This is a genomic window from Actinomadura terrae, from assembly GCF_022751215.1.
GTDB lineage: Bacteria > Actinomycetota > Actinomycetes > Streptosporangiales > Streptosporangiaceae > Spirillospora > Spirillospora terrae.
Genome location: NZ_JAICDG010000004.1, coordinates 518,689 through 541,770, shown reverse-complemented (window position 1 = coordinate 541,770; position 23,082 = coordinate 518,689). Strand labels below are relative to the sequence as shown.

At 70.1% G+C, this 23,082-nt stretch carries 18 protein-coding genes; 9 read left to right on the top strand and 9 right to left on the bottom strand.

Going from position 1 to position 23,082, the window contains the following annotated elements:
- Nucleotides 1–137 precede the first annotated feature (137 nt).
- Nucleotides 138–3,395 (top strand): NACHT domain-containing protein, encoded by a 3,258-nt coding sequence (locus K2F47_RS27060; protein WP_242908237.1) that lies wholly within the window; start codon nt 138–140, stop codon nt 3,393–3,395.
- Between the two features lie 434 nt (nt 3,396–3,829).
- Nucleotides 3,830–5,176: an HNH endonuclease signature motif containing protein gene (locus K2F47_RS27055; RefSeq protein ID WP_242908236.1), complete on the top strand. Its 1,347-nt coding sequence runs from the start codon at nt 3,830–3,832 to the stop codon at nt 5,174–5,176.
- 413 nt (nt 5,177–5,589) lie between these two features.
- On the opposite strand, the gene K2F47_RS27050 is transcribed toward K2F47_RS27055, so the two are convergent.
- Both K2F47_RS27050 and K2F47_RS27045 read right to left on the bottom strand, forming a co-directional pair.
- Entirely contained in the window at nt 5,590–5,958 is a 369-nt protein-coding gene (locus K2F47_RS27050; RefSeq protein WP_242908235.1) for a hypothetical protein, read from the bottom strand.
- Nucleotides 5,946–6,323 (bottom strand): ATP-binding protein, encoded by a 378-nt coding sequence (locus tag K2F47_RS27045; protein ID WP_242908234.1) that lies wholly within the window; start codon nt 6,321–6,323, stop codon nt 5,946–5,948. The genes K2F47_RS27050 and K2F47_RS27045 overlap by 13 nt, the downstream gene beginning before the upstream one ends.
- 174 nt (nt 6,324–6,497) lie before the next feature.
- Between K2F47_RS27045 and K2F47_RS27040 the strand changes: the two genes are divergently transcribed.
- From K2F47_RS27040 to K2F47_RS27025, 4 genes are all read left to right on the top strand, one after another.
- Nucleotides 6,498–7,307: a helix-turn-helix domain-containing protein gene (locus tag K2F47_RS27040; RefSeq protein ID WP_242908233.1), complete on the top strand. Its 810-nt coding sequence runs from the start codon at nt 6,498–6,500 to the stop codon at nt 7,305–7,307.
- A complete protein-coding gene (locus K2F47_RS27035; RefSeq protein ID WP_242908232.1) occupies nt 7,298–7,483 on the top strand; it encodes a DUF397 domain-containing protein in 186 nt (61 codons plus the stop codon). The genes K2F47_RS27040 and K2F47_RS27035 overlap by 10 nt, the downstream gene beginning before the upstream one ends.
- A 13-nt stretch (nt 7,484–7,496) precedes the next feature.
- On the top strand, nt 7,497–7,691 hold the full coding sequence (locus K2F47_RS27030) for a DUF397 domain-containing protein (protein ID WP_242908231.1): 195 nt from the start codon (nt 7,497–7,499) through the stop codon (nt 7,689–7,691).
- A 75-nt stretch (nt 7,692–7,766) separates the two neighbouring features.
- Nucleotides 7,767–9,959 carry an NACHT domain-containing protein gene (locus K2F47_RS27025; RefSeq protein ID WP_242908230.1) on the top strand — a complete coding sequence of 731 codons (2,193 nt, stop codon included), beginning with the start codon at nt 7,767–7,769 and terminating at the stop codon, nt 9,957–9,959.
- A gap of 11 nt (nt 9,960–9,970) precedes the next feature.
- Here K2F47_RS27025 and K2F47_RS27020 read toward each other — a convergent pair whose 3' ends face one another.
- A complete protein-coding gene (locus tag K2F47_RS27020) occupies nt 9,971–10,600 on the bottom strand; it encodes a TetR/AcrR family transcriptional regulator (protein ID WP_242908229.1) in 630 nt (209 codons plus the stop codon).
- 317 nt (nt 10,601–10,917) lie between these two features.
- On the opposite strand from K2F47_RS27020, the gene K2F47_RS27015 reads away from it, so the two are divergent.
- The gene (locus tag K2F47_RS27015; protein WP_242908228.1) at nt 10,918–12,351 is read left to right on the top strand and encodes an MFS transporter; all 1,434 of its coding nucleotides are present in this window, start codon (nt 10,918–10,920) and stop codon (nt 12,349–12,351) included.
- On the opposite strand, the gene K2F47_RS27010 is transcribed toward K2F47_RS27015, so the two are convergent.
- From K2F47_RS27010 to K2F47_RS26995, 4 genes are all read right to left on the bottom strand, one after another.
- Nucleotides 12,297–13,130, bottom strand: a complete 834-nt coding sequence (locus K2F47_RS27010) for a helix-turn-helix transcriptional regulator (RefSeq protein ID WP_242908226.1) — start codon at nt 13,128–13,130, stop codon at nt 12,297–12,299. The two genes, K2F47_RS27015 and K2F47_RS27010, sit on opposite strands and share 55 nt — an antisense overlap.
- Nucleotides 13,131–13,335: 205 nt before the next feature.
- Entirely contained in the window at nt 13,336–14,979 is a 1,644-nt protein-coding gene (locus K2F47_RS27005; protein WP_242908225.1) for an AMP-binding protein, read from the bottom strand.
- Nucleotides 14,976–16,658, bottom strand: coding sequence for an AMP-binding protein (locus K2F47_RS27000; RefSeq protein ID WP_242908224.1), 1,683 nt, complete (start codon nt 16,656–16,658; stop codon nt 14,976–14,978). Before K2F47_RS27000 ends, K2F47_RS27005 begins: the two co-directional genes overlap by 4 nt.
- Nucleotides 16,659–16,814: 156 nt before the next feature.
- Nucleotides 16,815–18,332 carry a DUF885 family protein gene (locus K2F47_RS26995; protein WP_242908223.1) on the bottom strand — a complete coding sequence of 506 codons (1,518 nt, stop codon included), beginning with the start codon at nt 18,330–18,332 and terminating at the stop codon, nt 16,815–16,817.
- A gap of 70 nt (nt 18,333–18,402) precedes the next feature.
- On the opposite strand from K2F47_RS26995, the gene K2F47_RS26990 reads away from it, so the two are divergent.
- Nucleotides 18,403–19,863, top strand: a complete 1,461-nt coding sequence (locus K2F47_RS26990; RefSeq protein WP_242908222.1) for an aminotransferase-like domain-containing protein — start codon at nt 18,403–18,405, stop codon at nt 19,861–19,863.
- A 50-nt stretch (nt 19,864–19,913) separates the two neighbouring features.
- Nucleotides 19,914–20,204: a DUF1905 domain-containing protein gene (locus K2F47_RS26985; RefSeq protein WP_242908220.1), complete on the top strand. Its 291-nt coding sequence runs from the start codon at nt 19,914–19,916 to the stop codon at nt 20,202–20,204.
- Nucleotides 20,205–20,207: 3 nt separating this feature from the next.
- On the opposite strand, the gene K2F47_RS26980 is transcribed toward K2F47_RS26985, so the two are convergent.
- Both K2F47_RS26980 and K2F47_RS26975 read right to left on the bottom strand, forming a co-directional pair.
- Nucleotides 20,208–20,804 carry an acyl-CoA-like ligand-binding transcription factor gene (locus K2F47_RS26980; protein WP_242908218.1) on the bottom strand — a complete coding sequence of 199 codons (597 nt, stop codon included), beginning with the start codon at nt 20,802–20,804 and terminating at the stop codon, nt 20,208–20,210.
- Nucleotides 20,805–20,871: 67 nt separating this feature from the next.
- Nucleotides 20,872–23,013, bottom strand: a complete 2,142-nt coding sequence (locus tag K2F47_RS26975; protein WP_242908216.1) for an MMPL family transporter — start codon at nt 23,011–23,013, stop codon at nt 20,872–20,874.
- Nucleotides 23,014–23,082: the final 69 nt, after the last annotated feature.

The following is a 23,082-nucleotide window of genomic DNA, read 5'->3' as shown; positions in this document are numbered from 1 at the left end:
CACCCAAACCCCCAATTTCGTGCCCCTCGTATCGGATCGGTGACGGCCCGGCACGGGGGGCACTTCCACGCGCTTAGGTGGAATCCGGAGAACGACGTCTCTGCCCGGAGCGGGGTGCTGTGCGACGGCTGAGATTCATGGGACGAGCCCTCATCGCGGCGTCGCTGACGGTCGTGGCCGGGGTGGCGGTCAACCAGGTCCTGGACGGCGGGAAACTGAGTGGGAGCTGGGGTTACCTGGCGCTCGTGTTCACCTTCATGGGGGCCCTGGCCCAGGCGCCCCTGCCCGCATCGGGATCGTCCGAAGGCACCCGCCGACGGGGATCGCAGCGCGACTACCTGCGCCGGGTGCGCTCGTCCGTCGGGTCGATGGAGACCCTCGGTCTCGTTACCCAGGCGGAGTTCGTCCTGCGCACCAAACAGGTCTACGTGGACGTGACGCTCCAGCCCAAGACGGTGACGGCCGCCGAGACCGACAGCGGTATCGGCCCCACCCCACCGTCCGGTCCTCCGGCGGTCGGCCAACGCGCGCCGCTGTCGGCCTTCCTGACCAGCGGATGCGTCCTGGCCGTCCTCGGCGCCGCCGGTTCCGGCAAAACAACCCTCGCCCGCCACACCGCACTGGAGATGGCTGAACACCGCTGGCCCTCCGGACCTCGCCGCCGCCTGCCCGTCCTGCTGTACTTGCGCGACCACGCCGAGGCGCTCCAGGCCGACCAGCCCGAGGGGTTACCGCAGATCGCCGTCACGGCCGAGTGGTTGCACGGCGTGATCTCCGCCGAGTGGCTGGAGCGGTGCCTGGAGCGCGGCCAGTGCGTGGTCCTGCTAGACGGCCTCGACGAGGTCGCCGACGCCCAGCACCGCACCCGCGTCGTGCGCTGGGTGGAGGCCCAGATCAGCCGCTATCCCGGCAACTCTTTCGTGATCACCTCGCGACCCCAGGGCTACACCCCCCGCCTCTCCTCCGCCGACGTCCTCCAAGTGCAGCGATTCACCAACCGCCAGATCCAGACGTTCCTGCACGCCTGGTACCGCGCCATCGAGCACCGCGCTCGCCAGGACGACCCGCACGACATCGACCGGCTCGCCGCCCAGGCCGCCGACGACCTGTTTCAGCGGATCAGCGGCCGTCCCGCGCTCTACGATCTCGCCGCGAACCCGCTGCTGCTCACCATGATCGCCAATGTGCACCGCTACCGGGGCAGCCTCCCCGGCAGCCGCGCCGCGCTCTACGAGGAGGTCTGTCAGGTCCTCCTCCACCGCCGCCAGGAGGCCAAGCACCTCACCGACGGCCTGGACGGCGACAAGCAGGAACGCATCGTCCAGGAACTGGCCCTCTACATGATGCGTCACCATATGCGCGACATCCCCGTCCAGGACGCCCAGCGCGCGATCCGCTCCATCCTGGAACGCACGGCCCCCGACCTCGCCCCCGAGGCGTTCCTCGCTCAGGCGCGGCGCAGCGGCCTGCTCATGGAACGCCAGTACGGACGCTACGGCTTCGCCCACCTCACCCTTCAGGAATACCTGGCAGCCGCCCTCATCCCCGGGCATGCTGCCCGCCGCCAGCTCCTGATCGACAACGTCGGCGACCCCTGGTGGCGTGAGACCACCCTCCTGTGGGCGGCTCGCGCCGACGCCGGACCGGTCGTCGAGGCCTGCCTGGCGGTCCGCACCGTGACCGCCCTCAACCTCGCCTTCGCCTGCGTGGCCGAGGCCCGCGAACTGGACCCCGCCCTACGCGCCCGGCTGGACGCACTGCTCACCACCGACCCCACGAATCCCGAGGAAGTCCGGCTGCTGGACGGCGTGGCCGCCGCCCGCGAGCTACAGGAGACCCACGCCCTGGACGACGAGGGAACCCGTATCTGCTCCCGTCCCGTATCCGCCGACCTATGGAACCGCTACATCAACCACACCGGCGGCGGTCCTTGGCCCTCCGGGTCCACCGAACTCCAGAACGTCGACCTGTGGGCATACGACATTGAGGGCTTTCTCCGTTGGCTCAACGGCCTGTTCGGCGACGGCATCAGCTACCGCTCGCCCACCTCGGGCGAAGCCCGCCATGCCCTGAACAGTGACCTATGTGTGGGGAGGGCCCTCTATGCCACGGACAGAGATTGGTTCGCCGACCGTAGCCGAGTGCGCCTGGTTTCAGCCACACCGGCCCTTCATCCGCACCGCCCCACTCCGGAACAGGTCAACGAATATCCCGAGCTGATTCTCGAACACACCTACCTTCTCTTCCGCCTGCTCCAACCGCAGTCGCCCCTCGACTTCCCGCAACTACTGGCCTACGCCCAGCCCAGAGATCTCACCAACCCCGACCACCAGCTTCTGCACTCCCTCGATCTACTGCACACCTTCGACCGCCTCAGCCTGATCGACCGAGCTCGCGGCAGTACCTTCGACCGTGTCCACGATCGCCTTGCCGAACGAGGTCTCGACCGTGAACGTACGGTCACCCTCGGACGTATCCTCGACTACACCCTTGATCTCGATCATCTCCCCATCGTCAACCCCGACGATCCCGCCGCGTTCGAACGCGACCTTGTCCACATCCATGCCCGAGTCCTTGGCTTCGCCCGTGCGCTGGCGCGCGAATTCCATCTCCCCGACACCGTTGATGCCGGTGACCCCCTCAGTCGGGCTCTCATTTTCTCCAGTACGCTTCGCCGCATTCTCTCTCAGCACGTCGTCCCGTTTTATACCGCCGACGACATGGGTCATGATCTTCGTCTCATCCTTCAGTCCAATTTCTCCTTCGTTGTCACTCCCCAGCATGTCCGGGACCTTGATCTCATTCGCGAACTCGACACCGACCGCGATCTGATCCACCACCTTGATTCCAGCGGTGACTTTGACTTCTCCCTCGACCTGGATCTGACCTTCGCCCACGCTGTGGCCAGAAGCGACCTTGGTGCCCTGGACCTGGAAACTCTGGCAATGCTGGGGCGGACATGCAACCAATTGATGCGCCGCCTCCTGATCAACAGCACGCCGCGCACAGGTAGCAGGGAGGGAGTGATGCCATCGATTTCGGAGTTCCTGCACCGCGAACTGGGAGCGGCTGACGCCTGGTCACCGGCCGACGACCCGGCAGCGGCGCTCGATCTGGCACTGGATTTCGTGAGGGCGCGCTACGGGCCGGTCCTAGGGCCCCTGATCGAGAACGCGCAGCGTCTGGCCGCTCCGCTGTGGGACCGAAGCCGTCCTCTCAGGCAGAGCGATGTGGTACTGGCAGCCACCTCTATACTCGCGGTCCTGGTCAGCGCTGAGGGAGCATCATCGGAACTGTCGCAACCCCTGCGCGCCGCCCTCGCCGCCCTGATAGCGCTGACCCCGGGCACCACCGCATCACCCAAGGAAAAACTACTGGTCCTCGTCCGAAACTAACCGGCTGTCCAGCGAATTGGTTGGCGGTGCGATTGGGTGGTGCTGCGGTGGGTGGTGCTGCGTACGGGACCGCCCCTCAGTGCGGCTTTCGTCGGGCAGGCTCCCCCGCCGCCTGCCCTCTGTCTGACGCGCCACGCCCCCTGTGCCCCCTTACGCCCGCTGTGCCCCCTTAACTGTCGAAAGACCACCCCGCGAAGCCCACGCCCCCCGCACCGAACGCATCCGCCAGCACCCGCTAGCCCGGCAACACACCCCACGACCGCCTGTCCGTACAGGCCCCATCCCTTAACCCCACATGTCCCCACGGCACCCCAGCCACCTTCTTTGCGCCTCAATTACCCCAAATCGCCAACCACCTACTGTCACCGAAAGGTAACAGTAATAGCGTCTCATTGTGGTCACCGTGGGTAGTGGGGTGGATTAGGATTGGTGTTATGGAGACAGTCGCGGTCGATCTTGCGGACTCGTCCACCACAGAATTGGTGGACGCCGTCGCAGCGATCGCGGCCGAACTCGCCCGCCGCCCCGCGCCCGAATCCGCCACAGCGTGCATGGAGCTGACAGAAACGCTATCGGGCGCCATCGATAAACACGAGGCGGCGTTGAGTGCGTTCATCGGCGTGGTGGACGGCGCACGGGAGGTACAGCGCTGGGGGCTGCCCTCCACCCAGGCATGGCTGCGGGCCCGGCTGGGCATGCGCGAAGCCCGCGCCAAAGAACGCCTCATTCTGGCCCGCCACCGGCACCGACTCACCCAGGTCACCGACCGGCTGGCCGAGGGGACCCTGTCCTACGGCCACGCCGCTACCATCGCCGGCGCCATCGCCCGCCTCGACGACCACGACTGCGCCGCCGCCCAAGACGTCCTGCTGTCCCTAGTCGACCAGGGATGCTCGGCGGGCAAAGTCGCCGCGTTCGGCTCACGCATCCGCGAGGTTATTGCCCAACGCGACGACACCGAGGCGGCCGACACCGACACTCGGCGCGGCTATGAACGCTCCTGGATCGAGTCCACCCGCTCCCTGGACGGCGGCCGCTACCTCAAAGGATGGTTGAACGCCGAGGACGCCGCCATCTGGGACGGATCCCTGGCCCCGCTCGCCAAACCCGTCGGCACCGACGACACCCGCGACCAGGCCGAGCGCACCGCCGCCGCCCTCACCGCCGTGCTGTCGGGCGGGCACAAGGCCACCAAGGTCACCCTCATCCTCGACCTGGACACTCTCACCGGCGGAACCACCCCCGCCCGCCTCACCGACGGATCACCCATCCCACCCGAGCAAGCCCGACGCATCGCTCTGTCCGCCGGAGTCTCACCCCTGATCCTGGGAGGCGGCAACCTCCCCCTCTACCTCGGCCACCGATTCCGCTTCGCCAGCCCAGGACAACGACAAGTCCTGGAAACCCTCTACCCCACCTGCGCCGTCGAGGGCTGCGAAGTCCCTGGCACCCTGTGCGAGGTCGATCACGTCCAGGGATGGGCACTCCAACACAGCCCCACCGACATCGACCAGTTGGCCCTAGCCTGCGGATGGCACAACCGCTTCAAGCACACCCACCCAAGTCAGGTCACCGTCCGCCGCACCGCCAAGGGCCTCCACACCTACCAACTACGGTCACCCGGAGAGACACACCCACGGGCCCCGGGAAACATCCACCACCCACCCACCAAACACACACCCGTCGACCACCTACCTGGCGAACGCAGACCTGCCGACCGAGTACCAGGCGAGCGAATACCAGGCGACGACGCCTCCACTGCCATCGACGAAGCCGCTTGAGCGCAGCCAAGCACCAGCCGGTGAGGTGCCCGACGCTGTCTATTTGACGCTGGTCTATCCGACGCTGCCTTCTCGAGCCCTGCCGCCTGCGGAACCGACCCCGCTAGACGGCGACCTGGCCGAACTACGCCACCAATCCCAGGCATTCGAACCACTCCGTCGGCGGCAGCTACCCAGCGTCCCGTGCCATAGACCCAACCGCGGATGTTCACGGAGGCGATGGCCGGAGCCCTCAGCGAGAGCCAGAGCCCTCATCGAAAACCAGCTACGCCGCCCACACCATTTGTGCTCGGGATCGGATATCGCATGGGCCCTGCCGTTCGGAAGCGGTGGTCCGTCCCGTGCCTGTGGGCAAGAACGCCGCCCGGCTGTTCGACCCGCACTTGGAAGGGTGGACGGTTGGCGCAACGTCGCTAGCAGCCGGGCGTCCGTCGCTGCTCGGCTCGGTCCCTGAGTAGGCGGTCGATCTGCATGCCCGCCTGGGCCGCGTTGCCGCAGGGGGACAGGTAGCCGTGCCTGCCTCGCTGGGCCTCGTAGTAGCCCCACGTCCCGCCCGGGGTCGCGAGGACGGTGACCACGAGCCCGATGTTCTCGGCGCCCGAGATCCACAGCAACGGCAGGGGCATCGGATGCACGTCCGACCGGTAGAACTTCACGAACCGCCACTCGCCCGGCAGCAGGGCCGCGACGAGCAGGTCCAAGTGCTGCGTCGTCGTCTCTTTCCCGAGCCGCGTCCGCCACTTGAGGACGTACCGCTCCGCTCGGTCGCTCAGACCGCGCATTTCACCCACGTGATCTTTCCTCTCTCCAGCAAGGGGCGGATTCCCCAGGCGAGCACGAGTTGTGACACCAGCAGCAGGCCGCGCCCGTTCAGGGCCCCGCAGTCGGTGTGCCGGATAAAGGGATGCTTTTCCCCTCTGTCCCAGACCTCCATCACGACCGTGTCGGCCCGGCCGTCCTGGAACACCCGCACGACGATCGGGCCCTCCCCATGCATCCACGCGTTCGTGACCAGCTCGGACACCACAAGCCGAGCAATGAAGTCGTCCGAAATTCCCCACTCCCGAAGCCGCGCCGACACGAACTCCCGCGCCACCCCGGGCGCGCGATCGGTCGAATCCAGTACAAGCGTCGGAATCTCCGGCATAAGCACCGCTGGACCCATGAGGCTTACCTCCCGGACCTGTTTGGGCGTTGCACCTCCATATAAGCGATGATCTAGTTACGCTACGTAGCAAGCGGGGTCTCTCATGAGGATCTGAGAACGCTGAACGAGATCACGCTTTCGGGCCGCTTTCGAGCACTTGAGAGGATCGGTTCAATGCCCCCCACGCAGAAGCGCGCAGCTATATCCCCCACGCTCGTCGCGTTCGGCAGGCGGCTCCGCAGGTACCGCGAGGCCGCCGGGCTCTCCCAGGAACGCGCAGGTCGGCGCGCCAACGAAGGCCAGGGGGTCACCGGTCAGTACGTCTGCCAGGTCGAGCAGGGCAAGACCCGCTGCACCCGCGAGTTCGCCGAGACCATGGACCGCGAGCTCGGCGCGAACGGCGAACTGGTCGAGCTGTGGGACGACCTCGTCATGGATGCCGCCTTCCCTACCTGGTTCGACTGGCCTCCCGTCGAGGCCGCCGCCAACGAGCTCGTTTCCTTCCACCTCTCTGTCGTGCACGGACTTCTCCAGACTCCGGCCTATGCATCGACGCTGCTGTACGGCGCCAAAGACGCTGTCGCCGCACGGATGAGTAGGCAGGAAGTCCTCACGCGTGAGGAACCGCAGCCGCCGATCTTCTCTCTGCTCCTCGACGAAAGCGTGCTATACCGGGATGTAGGCGGTCCTGAGGTCATGTATGAGCAACTGGAGTACCTGGTCAGCAAAACGTCCGAGCGACTACGCGTCCAGATCGTTCCCGCGAGGGGTCATCTCGGGGCGAGCGGTTCGTTTACGATCGCAACACTGGAGGATCGAACCGAGGTCGCGTATGTCGAATCAGCCGCTCGGGGTCTGACATTGGGCGACCCAGAGGATCTTGCGACAATGTCGCGAACCTTGCTGGAGGTTCGATCACTAGCCCTGCCTCAAGACCAGTCACTCGACCTAATACGCAGGACAGCGGAGGAAAGATGGACCTGACCAGCGCAAAGTGGCGTAAGGCAAGTCGTAGCACGGGCAACGGTGGAGAGTGCGTCGAGGTGGCCAACGCGCCGGGCCATGTCGCCGTCCGGGACAGCAAAGACCCCCACGGCCCCCACCTCACCCTCAGGCGAGAAGACTTCCGAGGGCTTGCGGAAGCGATCAAGAGCCTTTAGCGAGGAGGAGTCGGTGGAACTCAGGCCCCTGACCTGGCGTAAGGCAAGCCGCAGCACAGGTAACGGCGGTAACTGCGGTAACTGCGTCGAGGTGGCCGATGCACCTGGTCACGTTGCCGTTCGGGACAGCAAGGACCCCGGCGGCCCTCACATCGTGCTGACGCGGGCCGATTTTCAGCACCTCGCCGCGTCCCTCAAGCACCTTTAGCGGCCTTCAGCGACGCAGCCACCTGGTGAGGCCGTTTGTGGACTTCGTCCACGTGGTGGCGGGTGAGGGGCGAAGATGGCGGCCATGCGCAACGGCAGGGCCGGGTGGCCATGGCTGGTCTTCCTGGCGGCGGTGGCCGGGGTGTTGGTGCTGGGAGCGGTGACGTTCGCCCCGTTGACCGGCAAGGATGGGTTGCAGATCGCGGCCAACCGTGCCCAGCTCACCGGCGGGTTCGTGCTGGCAGCCGTCGTGCCGCTGATCTCGGTGTTGTGGTGGGCGCGGCGGCGCACCCGCGAGTTGGCCGCGCAGGCCGTCCCCGCCCCTGATGCGGTGACGCGCGCCAAGGAGCTGCTTGCCGAGCTGGTGGGCGAGCAGTGGAGGGAAGAGGCGCGGCTGCGGTCGCTGGACGACCCCGATCCGATTCCGGTGCGCTGGCGCGTGCCCGCGCCCGGCGCGCACGCCCCCGCGATCATGGACCATCCCGCCCTCATCGACCCCGCCGCAAGTGGGGGCGGGTTGTGGTGGACGGCCTCCAGCGCCGACATCGCCGCGCTCTCGACGCGGTTTCGCCAAACCCGGCGGCGGCGCTTGGTGATCCTGGGCGGCCCGGGGGCGGGCAAGACCACGCTGGCGTTGCAACTGCTGCTACACCTGCTGGCCACCCGCCCCCAACACGGCGATGAGCCGGTTCCGGTCCTGCTGCCGATCGCCGGTTGGGACACCGCGCGCTATCCCCGGCTGCACGACTGGCTCGCCGATCAGCTCCTAGCCGACTACCCCGCACTGCGTGCTCCTAGGCTCGGCGAGAGCGTGGTGCGGGCGCTGTCCGCGCGCGGGCATCTCCTGCCCGTCCTCGACGGCTTGGACGAGCTGCCCGTCCCCGCGCAGGCCGAAGTGATCGGCGCGCTGAACCGGTCGCTGGACGGAGACGACCAGCTCATTCTTACCAGCCGCACGACCGAGTTCACCCAGGCGGTCACCCAGGCCGGGGACGTGATCACCTCTGCGGCCGTGCTGGAGCCCCGCCCGCTCGACGCCGTCGCCGCCGCCGACTACCTGGCCGCTTGCCTGCCTCCCGAGCCCGGTCCGCACTGGCAATACACTCTTACCGCCCTGCGCCACGCACCACCGCCCGGCCGCCCGGCGGCGGCGCTGGCCGAGGTCACGCAGACCCCGCTGGGGCTGTGGCTGCTGCGTGCCGTCTACCTCGCCCCCGGCACCGATCCCACACCCCTGACCGACCCGACCCGCTTCCCCACCCCCGACGCCTTGAAGACCCACCTGTTCGACCAGCTCATCCCCGCCCTCATCGCCACCCGCCCACCCACCGACAACCCCGCCGACCCCTTCCGCCCCCGCCGCCGACACGACCCCGCCATGGTCCGCCACTGGCTGGGCTACCTGGCTCACCACCTCACCCACCAACCCGCCCCGACCGGAACCGGTACCCGCGACCTGGCCTGGTGGCGCTTGGCCGCCACCACCCACGCCATAACCCCCACCGCCCGACTCGCCCTCACAATCCTCACTACCGTGGCCGGGCTCGCGCTCGGGCTCGCCGCCGGGCTCCCGCTCGGGCTCGTGGTCGCACTCATGGTCGGACTCATGGTCGTGCTGAACTCTTCCAATGTCGGAGCCTGGGCACAAGATCGGCCGGGATTTGCCGACCTGCGCGTTCGGGGACGTGCCTCCGAACTCTTGCGTGCACTCGCGTTCGGGCTCAAGGCCGGGCTTGCGATTGAGCTCGCGGCGGGGCTTACGTTTGGGCTCGGGCTTACGCTTGGGCTCGAAGTCGGGCTTACGGCTGGGATCGCGGTCGGGCTCGTAGTCGGGGTCGGGCTCGGGGTTGGGCTCGCGGCCGGTCTCACCGAATGGGCAGAGACGCCCGCGCTTAAGCGTCGCACCCAGACCCCCATGGGCAACTGGCACGCCGACCGGACCCTGAACCTACTTCGCGCCGCAAACGGTGGCCTTGCGTTCGGCCTCCCAGTTGGCCTCGCAATCGGCCTCGTGGCCGCGCCTGGGGCCGGGGTGGCGGTCGCGCTCCCAATCGGAAGCACGGTCGGGCTTACGACCGGCGGCCATCGAGCTTGGCAGGCGTATCTGGTCGCCACCTACCGGCTGGCCCTGGCCCGCCGTCTGCCGCGGCGGTTGATGCCGTTTTTGGACGACTGCCATCGCCTCGGGCTCTTGCGTGCCGTCGGGCCGATCTACCAGTTCCGGCACGCCGAGCTTCATGACCACCTTGCCGCCACCTACCAACCCTGAGCGGCGCTCCGTCAGGGGTCCAGGACGGAGCGGATGTGCGCGAGGATCGGGGCGCACAGGGCCGGGAGGGTGGCGTGTTCGCCCATGGCCACCTTTCCGGTGACCAGGGACGCCACGCCGCCCACGAGCATCCGGCCCGCCAGGTGGGGGTCGGGGTGGGTGCGGTAGCGGTCGTCCTCCAGGATCAGGCCCGCCACGGTCTCGGCGAAGCGGTGCTGGGCGCCGTAGCGTAGTGCCGCCGCACTCGGGCCCGCCGCGTAGACCTCCAGGAGGAAGGTGCGGGCGGTCGCGGCGTCCAGCGAGAGTTCGCCGAGGTAGGCGACCAGGGCGCGTTCGAACCGCTGCATCACTGGCGCGTCGCCGGTGACCAGGGCCTCGTGGACGAGCTGGCCGATGCGGTCGGCGGCTAGCTGGTAGGCCGAGATGAAGCATTCGTGCTTGTCGGCGAAGTGCTCGTAGAACGTCTCGCGGGAGACGTGTGCGCGTTTCAGCACGTCGGCGACGGAGGTTCGGGCGTAGCCCTTTTCGCCTACGGCGTCGGTCATGCCGTGGAGCAGGCGTGCCCGCTGCGACGCGCAGACCTGTTCGCGGGTGAGGTGGTGACGCCCGCGCGGCAGGGAGCCGCGGCGATGGGAGTCCATGTGCCAAAGCTACCAACCGGGGCGTTCCAGGAGAACAATTCCAACATCACGAACATTCTTGTTCGCAGGTGTTACGGTTCTCTATGCATGATCGGGGGCGGACGCGTCCTGCCCGGAAACGGGGAGGGGCGGCCGAGCGATCATGGCCCGGCGCAGCCGGCTCGTGGTGACCGTTCCGACCAGGCAGTGCGCCACGGGGGCCGATCTGTTCTGGATGGCGCGCCCGCCGCGCGAGTGCTGACCCCGTCGCCGGGCCGATTAGCGGAGTGACCCGCCGTCCGCCGCAACCTCGCGGCGGCGGCCGGGGTTGTTCCGCCATGACCGATCCCTCCGCACCTCCCGTCCGCCGGACGGGGATGCTGGCCGTGCTGCTGACCGGCCAGTTCATGGCGAACGTCGATGTGTCGATCGTGAACGTCGCCGCGCCCTCGATCCAGGACGGGCTGCATCCGTCGGCGGGGGCGCTGGAGCTGGTGATCTCCGGTTACGCGCTCGCGTACGCGATGCTGCTGATCACCGGGGCGCGGCTCGGGGCGGCGCGGGGGCATCGGCGGATGTTCCTGCTCGGGCTCGCGGCGTTCGTCGTCGCGTCGCTGGCCTGCGGGCTCGCGCCGGTGACGGGTGCGCTGGTGGCCGCGCGGCTCGCGCAGGGGGTCGCGGGCGCGTTGATGATCCCGCAGGTGCTGTCGGGTATCCAGCTCCATTTCACCGGACGTGCCCAGGCGCGGGCGCAGGGGTTGCTGGCGGTCGCGCTGTCGGGTGGGGCGGTCTCGGGGCAGGTGCTCGGCGGCGTGCTCGTGTCCGCCGACCTGTTCGGGCTGGGCTGGCGGCCGATCTTTCTGGTGAACGTGCCGGTGGGGATCGTCCTGCTGGTGGCGGGCGTGCGGCTGCTGCCCCGGGATTCGGGCGGCGAGCGTACCCGGCTCGATCTCGGCGGGGTCGCGTTGCTGTCGGGGGCCGTGCTGCTGGCGACCGTTCCGTTGTTGTTCGGACGGGAGGCCGGTTGGCCGCTGTGGACGTGGGTGTCGCTGGCGGCGTCCGGGCCGGTGCTGGTGGCGTTCGTCCGGCGGCAGCGGCGGGTCGCGGCGCGGGGCGGGGTTCCGCTGCTCAACCTGTCCGTGCTGGCCAGGCCCGTCGTCGCGTGGACGCTCGGGGCGCTCGGCGCGGCGACCGGCACCTACTTCGCGATGCTGTTCGTGCTCGCCCTCTACGTCCAGGACGGGCTGGGGCGGAGCGCGTTGTTCTCGGGTCTGGTGCTGGTGTCGTGGGTCGCGGCGTTCGGGGTCGCGGGGCCGCTGCTACCGCGCATGCCCGCCCGGGTCGTCGCGCTCGGGCCGATCGTCGGGTATCTGATCCTCGCGGGCGTGTACTTCGGCATCGGCCTCACGCACGCGGACGGTGCGGCGCTCGTGGTGCTGCTCGGATTCGGCGGGTTCGGGCTCGGGCTCGGCTTCGCGCCGCAGCTGGGACGGCTGACCTCCGGTGTCCCGGCCCGGTTCGCGTCCGATCTGAGCGGCCTGATCAACACCAACTTCCAGCTCGCGGGGTCGGTGGGGCTCGCGGTCTTCGGGACGCTCTACCTCGGCGTGTCCGGTCCCCGGCACGCGTTCACGGTCGTGATGACCGCGTTCGGGATCACCGCGCTCGCCGCGTGCGGGGCCGCGTTCCTCGGCGGACGCGCCGCCCGCGCCGACGCTCAGGGCAGCAGCCCCGCCCGCCGGGCCGCCGTCACCGCCTCCAACCTGGAGTGACTGTCGAGCTTGCGCATCGCCGAGCGCAGGTAGCTCTTCACGGTCTCGGGGAGCAGGCCGAGGCGTTCGGCGGCCTCGGCGTTGGTGCAGCCGACCGCCACGTAGGAGAGGACGTCCAGCTCGCGCGGGGAGAGCGCCGCGCGGGGGGCGCCGTCCCGGCCGTCCAGGCCTGCGGCGGCGAGGCGCAGCGTCGCGGCGCGCAGCCGGTCGCGGGTCGGCGCGTCCCGTACCTGCTCGGTGAGCGCGCGCAGTTCGGCGTGGACGGCCCGGACCTCCTCCCAGCGCGCGGTGCCCCGGTCGACGGCCGGTGCGCGCCGGGCGAGGGCGAGGGTCTCGCCCGCCCGGTCCTGGACGGCGAGGTCCTGCTCCAGGTCGCGGGCCACCTCCATCGCCGCGCCCACGACCCGGTCGGCGAGCGACAGCGGATCGCGCAGCGCCCCGTACAGGACGCCCCGGACCCTGCGGCGCACCACCACCGGGACCGCGACGATCGACAGCAGCCCCTCGCGGCCGACCGGCCCGTCGTAGTCGTGGCTGATGGACGCGGCGCGCGGGTAGTCGCTCACCCAGGCCGGACGGCCCAGCGCCATCACCTTGCCGCCGAGCCCGCTGCGCTCCCGCACCACCAGCCCGTCGAGGGAGTCGGTCGTGTTGCCGACGATCTCGGTGATGTGCAGGCTGCCGGGTCCACTGAGCGCACCGCCGAACACGACGGGCAACCGGGTGGTCCGGTGCAGGGTCAGCACGGCCGCCCTGACCGCACCGGCGTCGTCGCTCATCACGGCACCCCTTGGCATCGGCGTGTCCATGCACCGAAGCATGCCCCGGACGGTGCCGGTCACGGAAGGTCGTCCGCTGAGAAAACCCCGGCGCTGCATTTGTGTCCGACCGGTTTTGTTTTCGGTCGGTGACTGTGTTCGACCGGGGACTGTGTTCGACCGGCGACGCCGGGCCGCCCGCCCCGGTAAGACGGCCCGGCGTCCCTCAGGTGCCGTCCAGAGCGAGGATGTCCACGGCCTCGGCGCGCATCTGCACCTTGCGGATCTTGCCGGTCACCGTCATCGGGAACGCGTCGACGACGTGCACGTAGCGGGGGATCTTGTAGTGCGCGAGCCGTCCGTGGCAGAACTCGCGCAGCGTGTCCGGGGTGAGCTCGGGCGCGCCCTCGCGCAGCCGCACCCACGCCATCAGCTCCTCCCCGTACTTCTCGTCCGGGACGCCGATGACCTGCGCGTCCAGGACGTCGGGGTGGGTGTAGAGGAACTCCTCGACCTCGCGCGGGTACACGTTCTCGCCGCCGCGGATCACCATGTCCTTGATCCGGCCGGTGATGCTGAGGTAGCCCTCCTCGTCCATCACCGCGAGGTCGCCGGTGCGCATCCAGCGGGCCGCGTCGACGACCTCGGCGGTGCGGTCCGGTTCGTCCCAGTAGCCGAGCATCACCGAGTAGCCGCGCGTGCAGAACTCGCCGGGCGTGCCGCGCGGCACCGTGACGCCGGAGACGGGATCGACGACCTTGACCTCCAGGTGCGGGTGGACGGTCCCGACCGTGGAGACGCGGCGGTCCAGCGAGTCGCCCGCGCGGGTCTGGGTGGACACCGGGGACGTCTCGGTCATCCCGTAGCAGATCGTGACCTCGGCCATTCCCAGCCGGTCGATGACCTGCTTCATCACCTCGACCGGGCACGGCGACCCGGCCATGATCCCGGTGCGCAGGCTGGACAGGTCCAGCGTGCCCGCGGACGGCTCGTCCAGCATGGCGATGAACATCGTCGGGACGCCGTACAGCGACGTGCAGCGCTCCGCCGCGACCGCCTCCAGCGTCTGCTTCGCGTCGAACGCGGGCGCGGGGATCACGACGCACGCGCCGTGGCTGGTCGCCGCGAGGTTGCACATGACCATTCCGAAGCAGTGGTAGAAGGGGACCGGGACGCAGATCCGGTCCTCCTCGTCGTAGCCGCACAGCTCGCCGACGAAATAGCCGTTGTTCAGGATGTTGTGGTGCGAGAGCGTGGCGCCCTTGGGGAAGCCCGTCGTCCCGGACGTGTACTGGATGTTGATCGGGTCGTCGGCGCTCAGCTCCGCGCCGATCGCGGTGAGGACGGTCCGGTCGGCCTCGCGGCCCGTCTCCAGCAGCGCCTCCCACGCGTCCGAGCCGAGGAGCAGCACGTCGGTGAGCGCGACGCAGCGCGGCCTGACCTCCTCGATCATCGCCGCGTAGTCGGAGGTCTTGAACGCGGGCGCGGCGATCAGCGTCCGGACGCCCGACTGGTTGAGGACGAACTCCAGCTCGTGGACGCGGTACGCGGGGTTGATGTTCACGAGGATCGCGCCGAGCCGCGCCGTCGCGTACTGGACGAGCATCCATTCGGCGCAGTTCGGCGCCCAGATCCCGACCCGGTCACCCCTGCCGACGCCGAGCGCGCGCAGGCCGAGCGCGACCGCGTCGACGTCGGCGGAGAACTGGTCGTAGGTCCAGCGCCGACCGGTCGCGCGCTCGACGACGGCGTCGCGGTCGGCGTGGCAGGCGACCGTCCGGGCGAGGTTCTCGCCGATGGTGTCGCCGAGCAGCGGCACGGCGGACGTGCCCGACGCGTAGGAGGGACGTGGGGGGTGCGGGGGTGTCATCGCAGGTCCTCCTCGCGGTACTCGCCCGCCGGACGGTCGTCCGCGCCCGGATGCTTGGTGATCTCGCTCGTCCGCAGCTCGACCCGGCGGATCTTCCCGGAGATCGTCTTCGGCAGCTCGCCGAACTCCAGCCGCCGCACCCGCTTGTACGGGGAGAGCTGCGCGCGGCTGTGCTCGAAGATCGACTTGGCGGTGCCGGCGGTCGGCTCCCAGCCCGCCGCGAGCGTCACGTACGCCTTCGGGACGGCGAGCCGCACCGGGTCGGGCGAGGGCACCACCGCCGCCTCCGCGACCGCGTCGTGCTCGATCAGCACGCTCTCCAGCTCGAACGGCGAGATCTTGTAGTCGGACGCCTTGAACACGTCGTCGGACCGCCCGACATAGGTGATATATCCGTCCTCGTCCCGGGAGCCGATATCGCCGGTGTGGTAGTAGCCGCCCGCCATCGCCTCGTCGGTGCGCGCCTCGTCGCCGTGGTAGCCGACCATCAGCCCGAGCGGCGGCTCCTCCAGGTCGAGGCAGATCTCGCCCTCGTCGCCCTCCTCGCCCGTGGCCGGATCGATCAGCGCGATCCGGTAACCCGGGACGGGCCGTCCCATCGACCCCGGCCGCACCGGCTGCCCCGGCGTGTTCGCGATCTGGACGGTCGTCTCCGTCTGCCCGTACCCGTCCCGGATCGTCCGGTCCCAGGCGTCCCGCACCCGCTCGATGACCTCCGGGTTCAGCGGCTCGCCCGCCGCGACGACCTCACGCGGCGGCGTGGCGAGGCGTCCGAGATCGGCCTGGATCATCATCCGCCAGACCGTGGGCGGCGCGCAGAAACTCGTGACCCCGCAGCGGTCGATCGTGTCGAGGAGGCGGTCGGCGTCGAAGCGCGTGTAATTGAAGATGAACACGCACGCCTCGGCGTTCCAGGGCGCGAACACATTGCTCCACGCGTGCTTCGCCCAGCCCGGCGACGAGATGTTCAGATGGACGTCCCCGGGCCGCAGCCCGAGCCAGTACATCGTCGACAGGTGCCCGCCCGGATAGGTGGCGTGCGTGTGCTCCACCAGTTTCGGCTTCGCCGTCGTCCCGGACGTGAAATAGAGCAGGAACGTGTCCCGCGACATCGTCAGCCCGTACGGGGAGAACTTCTCCGGCCCGTCGTAGGCGTCCGCGTACCGCAGCCACCCCTGCACCGGTTCACCGACCGCGATCCGCGTGAAGTCGCCCTCCAGCCCGTCGAACTTCCCGGCGTCGGACGAACTCGCCACCACGTGCCGCGCCCGCCCCCGCGTCAGCCGGTCTTGCAGGTCGACCGGGCCGAGCAGCGGCGTGGACGGGATCAGCACCGCGCCCAGCTTCATCGCCGCCAGGACGGTCTCCCACAGCTCGACCTGGTTGCCGAGCATCAGAATGATCCGGTCGCCCCGCCGCACCCCCGCCGCCCGCAGCCGGTTCGCCACCTGGTTCGACCGCCGCGACATGTCCGCGAACGAGAAACGCGCCTCCGAACCGTCCTCCTCGACGATCCACAGCGCCGGGGCGTCATTGTCCTTCGCGATCTCGTCGAACCAGTCCAGCGCCCAGTTGAAACCGGTCAGCACCGGCCAGCGGAACTTCTCGTACGCGGTCGCGTAGTCGTCGCGATGCGCGAGCAGGAAGTCGCGCGCCGCCCGGAACTCGACTGCGGGCATTGGTATTCCCTTTGTTGGTGGCTTGAGGCTCGTGGGTCAGACGGCTTGGGGTTCGTGTGTCAGGTGGCTTGTGTTCTTGCTCTCGTTACTCCCCGATCGTCGTCCGGCGGCGTGACCTACGCCACCCCCGAACGGGGGTGGCGGGGTAGGTCTTGGTCAAAATCTCGGGCCCCCGTCCAGGACCGTGGGCAGGACGCCCAGGGGAGGGGCGCCCAGGGCCAGCAGGGCCGTGTGGAAGCGGCGGAGGGTGAAGGCCGTGCCCCAGCGCTGCTTCGCCTGGTCGCGGAGGCGGCGGATGGCGAGTTTGCCGCCGGTGTAGTTGAAGCCGGAGCCGGGGTCGATGAGCGTGCGGTGCGCGGCGGTGCGGGCGGCCGGACCGTCCAGGAAGGCGTCGGCGGTAAAGCGGTGCTCGGCCTCGGCGAGGGACATCGTCCCTGTGTGGAGGCCGATCGTCGTCGCCAGGCGGGTGACGCGCCAGAGCGCGTCGCGGTAGGCGCCCACGGCGTGGCGGGGGTCGTGTGCGCGGAAGCCCTCCTCCACGGCCAGTTCCTCGCAGTAGTGGGCCCAGCCTTCGGTGAACGCCTGCGAGTGCAGGGTGCGGCGGACGTCGGTGGGGACGTGGCGGAGAGCGCGTGCGTGGGAGAAATGGCCCGGCGCCACCTCGTGGATGGCGATGTTCGGCAGCGTCGTGTAGCTGAAGATCGACAGCCATTCGTGTTGTTCGTTCTCGGACGCGCCGGGCGCGGGCAGGTTGACGCGGAACCAGCTCGGGCCGTCCGATTCGTAGGGGGCGGCGGGCGTCATCGTCGCGACCTCCCATGGTTGGGACGGCGGTATCTCGCCGACGAGGCATTCGCCGTCGGTGTAAGGGAGCAGCCCGCTTGCGGTCGTCCAGGCCAGCACGTCCTTGGTTACCGCGCGGGCTTCCGCGACCAGGTCTTTCGCCGGTGGGTGGTCGGAGAGGAGGCGGCGCACCGTCTCCTTCGGCGGGGCGTGGCCGTCAATGCGGTGGCAGGCGTCCTTCAGGAGGGCTCGCACTCGCGTGCGTTCTGTTTCGACTTGGGACGCCAGGTCGTCCAGGTCGATTTCGCAAGCCTCGGCCGAGGAGATCAGGCGGGTCAGGGCGTTGCCGCCGAGTGCCGCCGAGGGGTCGCCGTGTTCGGCCGCGTCCTCCAGGTGGGTGACGAATCGCGCGTGCGCCTTTCGGGTCGCCTCCGATGCGTCGTACAGGTGGTAGTGCAGGCCGCGTGCGGCGGGGAGGGTCGCCGCCGCTATGGGGGCGGGTACTCGATCCAGGGCTTCGAGCGCCGCGTTCACCGCGTCCGGCCAGGCGTTCAGGTGGGTGCGGCGGGCTTTCCGGCGTTCCCCCTCGGGGGCGTAGTCGCGGTCGTAGCAGGACAGGTCGAGGTTCTTGATGTGCCATAGCGGGTTCGCGCGATGCTGTGCCAGCTCACCGAAGGTGACGCATAGTGCGTTCTCGGTTGCCGTTGCTTGGGCCTCGTCGTGCGGGTCCGTGTACACCGCTCCGCCCAGCCTGCTCAAGGCGCGCTCCACGCCCTCTGGTGACAGGTCCTGGACGATGCCGTCGTATTCGTGGCGTCCGGCCTGCTCCCGTACGGTCGGCACGCTCAGGTCGCAGATCGCCCGCAGGCGTTCGTCGGCTGTGTTACGCATTTCGGTTCCTTTCCGTCGGTGCTAGCGTTGCAGGCCAAATCGCAGGCCACCCGAGCCATTGGGACGGGAATTGGACCGTTATCGCAGCGCCGACGAGCTGATCGAGATCCTCGGCGACTGGGCCACCGCGACCGGGCCGCTCTACCGGCGGCTCGTCACCGCCGTGGTGCGCGCCATCACGTCCGGCGCGCTGGGCGCGGGCGAGCGGCTGCCGTCCGAACGCGAACTGGCCAGGACGCTCGTCGTCAGCCGCGCCACCGTCACCGCCGCCTACGACGAGCTGCGCGCCCGGGGCCTGGTCGAGAGCCTGCGCGGCTCGGGGACGCGGGTCGCCGAGGGGCCGCCGAGCCCGCCGCCCGGCACCGACGGCCGCGTCCCCGGCGGCCGCGCGACCTCGATCTTCCAGCGTTTCGTGGACGGGCCCGGCGAGGTCATCTCGCTCGCCCACGCGATCGAGGGGCCCGTGCCCGACCTCCGCCAGGCGCTGCTCGACCTCGTTCGGGACGATCTGCCGCACCTGACCGCCGACGCCGGATACCATCCGCGCGGCCTCCCGGCGCTGCGCGAGGCGATCGCCGCACACCTCACCCGGCTCGGCCTGCCCACCGCGTCCGACCAGGTGCTGGTGACGGCCGGGGCGTCCCAGGCGATCGGGCTCGTCACGCGCATGCACCTTCGCGAACGCTCCGACGTGGTCGTGGAGTCGCCGGGCTGGCCGGGCTGCTTCGACGTGTTCCGCGCGGCCGGGGCCCGGTTGCGCGGCGTCCGGCTGGACGAGGAGGGCGCCCGCGCGGACGAGATCGAGCGCGCGTTCGCGCGGCACCGGCCCTCGCTGCTGTTCGTCATGCCGACCTACCACAACCCGACCGGCGTGCTGATGTCGGCGGCGCGCCGGTCGCGGATCGCGCGGCTCGCGGAACGGCACGGCGTGCCCGTCCTGGAGGACAACGCCTACACCGGGCTCACCGGCGACGTCCCGCCGCCGATCGCCGCCTACGGACGGCCCGGCGCGGAGATCCTCACCGCCGGGTCGCTCGCGAAGGCGGTGTGGGGCGGGCTGCGGATCGGGTGGATCCGCGCGTCCGCCGAGACGACCGAGCGCCTGGCCCGGCACAAGGCGCTCGCCGACCTCGGCAGCCCCGTCCTGGACCAGGCCCTCGCCGCCCGCTTCCTCCCGCGCCTGCCCGAGCTGGAGGCCCGCCGCTCGGCCCTCGCGCGCGAGCGCCTCGACCACCTGACCGGCCTGCTCCGGGACCGCTTCCCCACCTGGCGCTGGACGCCGCCCCAGGGCGGCGGCGCGCTGTGGATCGAACTGCCGGGAATCGACGCCCGCTCCTTCGCCCACGTCGCCCTGCGCCACGGCGTGGAGATCGTCCCCGGCGCCGCCATGGACCCCGACGGGCAGCACGACGACCACGTCCGGCTGCCGTTCACCTTCCCCACCGAGACCCTCACGGAGCTGGTCGAACGGCTGGGCGGCGCCTGGACGGAACTCCAGCGCTCCGCCGCCCATCCCTCTCTTGTCCTCTAGCCGATGAGTTTTGACGGCTTCGCCGGTCTGTTCTTGTGAAGCGTCCGACAATGGAGGTCGAGATGGGCACGGTCCTGGACAAGCAGTTCACCGCGAACCTGCGCAAGAGCCCCAACAAGGGCGGCTGGACGTACGTGGTCTGGCCCGAGTCCGCCGAGTTCTTCGGGACGCGCGGGCTCGTCAAGGTGCGGGGGACGATCGACGGGCAGCCGTTCGAGGGGTCCTTCATGGCGCTCGGCGACGGCAACCACAAGCTCGCCGTCAAGGCGTCGCTGCGGGCGGCGATCGGCAAGGACGCCGGGGACGACATCACTGTTCACCTGCGGGAACGCATCCGCTAGCGCTCAGCGGGGCGGGCTTTTCTCCAGGGTCGCGAGGGCCGTGTCCAGGGCCTCGACCAGGTTCAGGTCGGGGTCCTCGGCCCAGCGGATCATCTGGTCGAGCATCACGCCGAAGGCCGCGCCGGTGAGGGTGCGGACGGCGGTGTCGTCCGAGGGACGTCCGGCGCGCTCGGCGAGGATCGCGCCCACGATGCGCATCGTGTCGACGAAGCTGCCGAAGGCCGCGCCGCGCAGCGCGGGGACCGACAGGATCAGGACGGCCCGCTCGCGCGCTTCGGCGAGTTCGTCGGGCGCGAACGTGCCGAGGACGTCGCGCATGGCCGCCCGCAACGCCTCGACGGAGGTCATCCCGGCGGGTTGCGTGCGGAGCGACTCGTAGAACAGCGGATCGGCCTCGTCGGTGATGACCAGGTCTTCCTTCGTCGGGAAGTAGCGGAAGACGGTGGTGTGCGCGACCTCCGCCGCCTGCGCGACCTGTTCCACGGTCGTGGCCTCGTAGCCGCGCTCGCGGAACAGCCGGAGCGCGTGCTTCTGGATCGCGGCGCGCGTCCTGGCCTTCTTCAGCTCCCGCAGGCCGGTGGACCGTTTCGCTGCCATCATCCCGCCCTGTTCCGCCTGTTCCGCCCTGATTCCTCGCGCGTTTCCTCACGCGTTCCCTCACGCGTTCCTAGCCCGCCTCGGAGCCTACTGCCAGGCGCTCTCCCTCCACGTCCACGCTGGGCAGGACGCGGGCGAGCCGCGTCGGGAGCCACCAGCCCGCGCGTCCGAGCAGCGCCATCACGGCGGGCACGATCGTCAGCCGGACGACGAACGCGTCGAAGAACACGGCGGCGGCGAGCGCGAAGCCGAACGACTGGACCATCGGGGTGTCCGACAGCAGGAACCCCGAGAACACGCTGATCATGATGATCGCGGCGGCGGTGACGACGCGCGCGCCGTGCGCGACGCCGGTGACGGCGGCCGCGGTGGGCTCGGCGCCGCCGACGTGCTCCTCGCGCATGCGGGTGACGAGGAAGACCTGGTAGTCCATCGCGAGCCCGAATACCATCCCGATCATCATGACCGGCAGCAGGTTGACGATGAGCCCGGACGCCTGGACGCCGAGCGGGCCGTCCAGCCAGCCCCACTGGAACACCGCGACGACCGCGCCGAACGTCGCGGCGACGCTGAGCAGGAACCCGGCGGTCGCGGTGAGCGGCACGAGCAGCGAGCGGAACACGATCAGCAGGAGCAGGAACGCCAGGCCGACGACGACCGCCAGGTAGGGCAGGAGCGCGCCGGCGAGCTTGGCGGAGGTGTCGATGTCGAGGGCGGTCTGGCCGGTGACCGCGATCGTGGTTCCCTCGCGGGACTCCCGGGCGCGGTCGCGGATCGTGGTGATGAGGTCGGCGGTCGCCTCGTCCGCCGGGCCGGTCTTCGGGACGACGGCGACCAGGGCCGTGTCACCGCCCTTGTTCAGGGCGGACGGTTCGGCCAGGGCGACGCCGTCCAGCCGCGCGAGATCCGTGGCGACCCGCTTCGCCGCCGTCGCCGTGTCGTGCGGGGCCTGGACCACCAGGGTCAGCGGGCCGTTGAAGCCGGGGCCGAACCCGTCGGCGAGCAGGTCGTAGGCGGCGCGCTGCGTCGACCCGGACGGGGCGGTGCCGTCGTCGGGGAAGCCGAGCCGCAGGTCCAGCGCGGGGACGGCCGCGAGGAGCAGCGCCAGGACGCCTGTCAGCAGGATCGGGAGCGGGTGCGCGGTGACGAAGCGGCCCCAGCGGAGGCCCGCGTTCGTCTGTTTCGGGCTCCTGGTGCGGGTCGTCAGCGCCCGGCGTCCCGCGATCGCGAGGAGGGCGGGCAGCAGCGTGAGCGCCACGGCGACGGAGACGGCCACGGTGAAGGCGGCGGCGAGGCCGATCTGGGTGAGCACGGGGATGTCGACGACGGCGAGCCCGGCCAGTGCGATGATCACCGTGAGGCCCGCGAACACGACGGCGGACCCGGCGGTGCCGACCGCGTGCGCCGCCGCGTCCTCCGGGGTCCGCCCGGCCCCGGTCGCCGTGGCCTCGTGGCGGTAGCGGGAGATGATGAACAGCGCGTAGTCGATCGCGACCGCGAGGCCGAGCATCAGCGCGAGCGACTGGGTGTCGGACGTCAGCTCGACGAAGGCGGACGCGGTGCCGATCGCCGACAACCCGATGCCGATCCCGACCACCGCCGTCAGCAGCGGCAGCCCGGCGGCCACCAGCGAGCCGAGCGTGACGATCAGCACCAGCGCGGCCACGGCGACGCCGATCAGCTCGCCCGCGCCCTGCCCGGGGCGGGCCACCGCGTCGCCGCCCATCTCCACGCGGAGTCCCGCGTCCGTCGCAGGGGCGGTTGCGGCGCGTAGGGCGGTGCGGTCGGCGGACTTCATTTCGGTGGACGGGACGCGGTAGCCGACCTCCGCCAGCGCGATCCGTCCGTCCTTGGACACGGACTGGTGGGCGTAGGGGTCGCTGGCGGAGGCGACCTGCGGGGCGGCCTTCAGTTTCGCGACGGCCCGCTCGACGGCGGCCCGCGCGCGGGGCTCGGTGACCGTGCGGCCGTCCGGCGCGGCGAACACGACGCGCGCGGTGGCGCCCCCGGTCGCGGCGTCCGGAAAGCGGCTCTTGATCAGGTCGTTCGCGCGCTGCGCTTCGGTGCCCGGGACGGTGAAGGTGTCGGGCGCGGGCTCGGCCAGCGTCGCGGCGCCGAGCCCCGCCGCCACGAGGAGGGCCAGCCAGACCATCAGCACCGTCCAGTGCCGCCGGAAGCAGAACCGGCCGAGCCGGGAGAGGGCCACCGCCATGATGGGCGCTCCTTGTCGCTAGTTGGATAGCAAATACTAGTCCGCTAGCGTTTTTTGTCAATGAAGGCT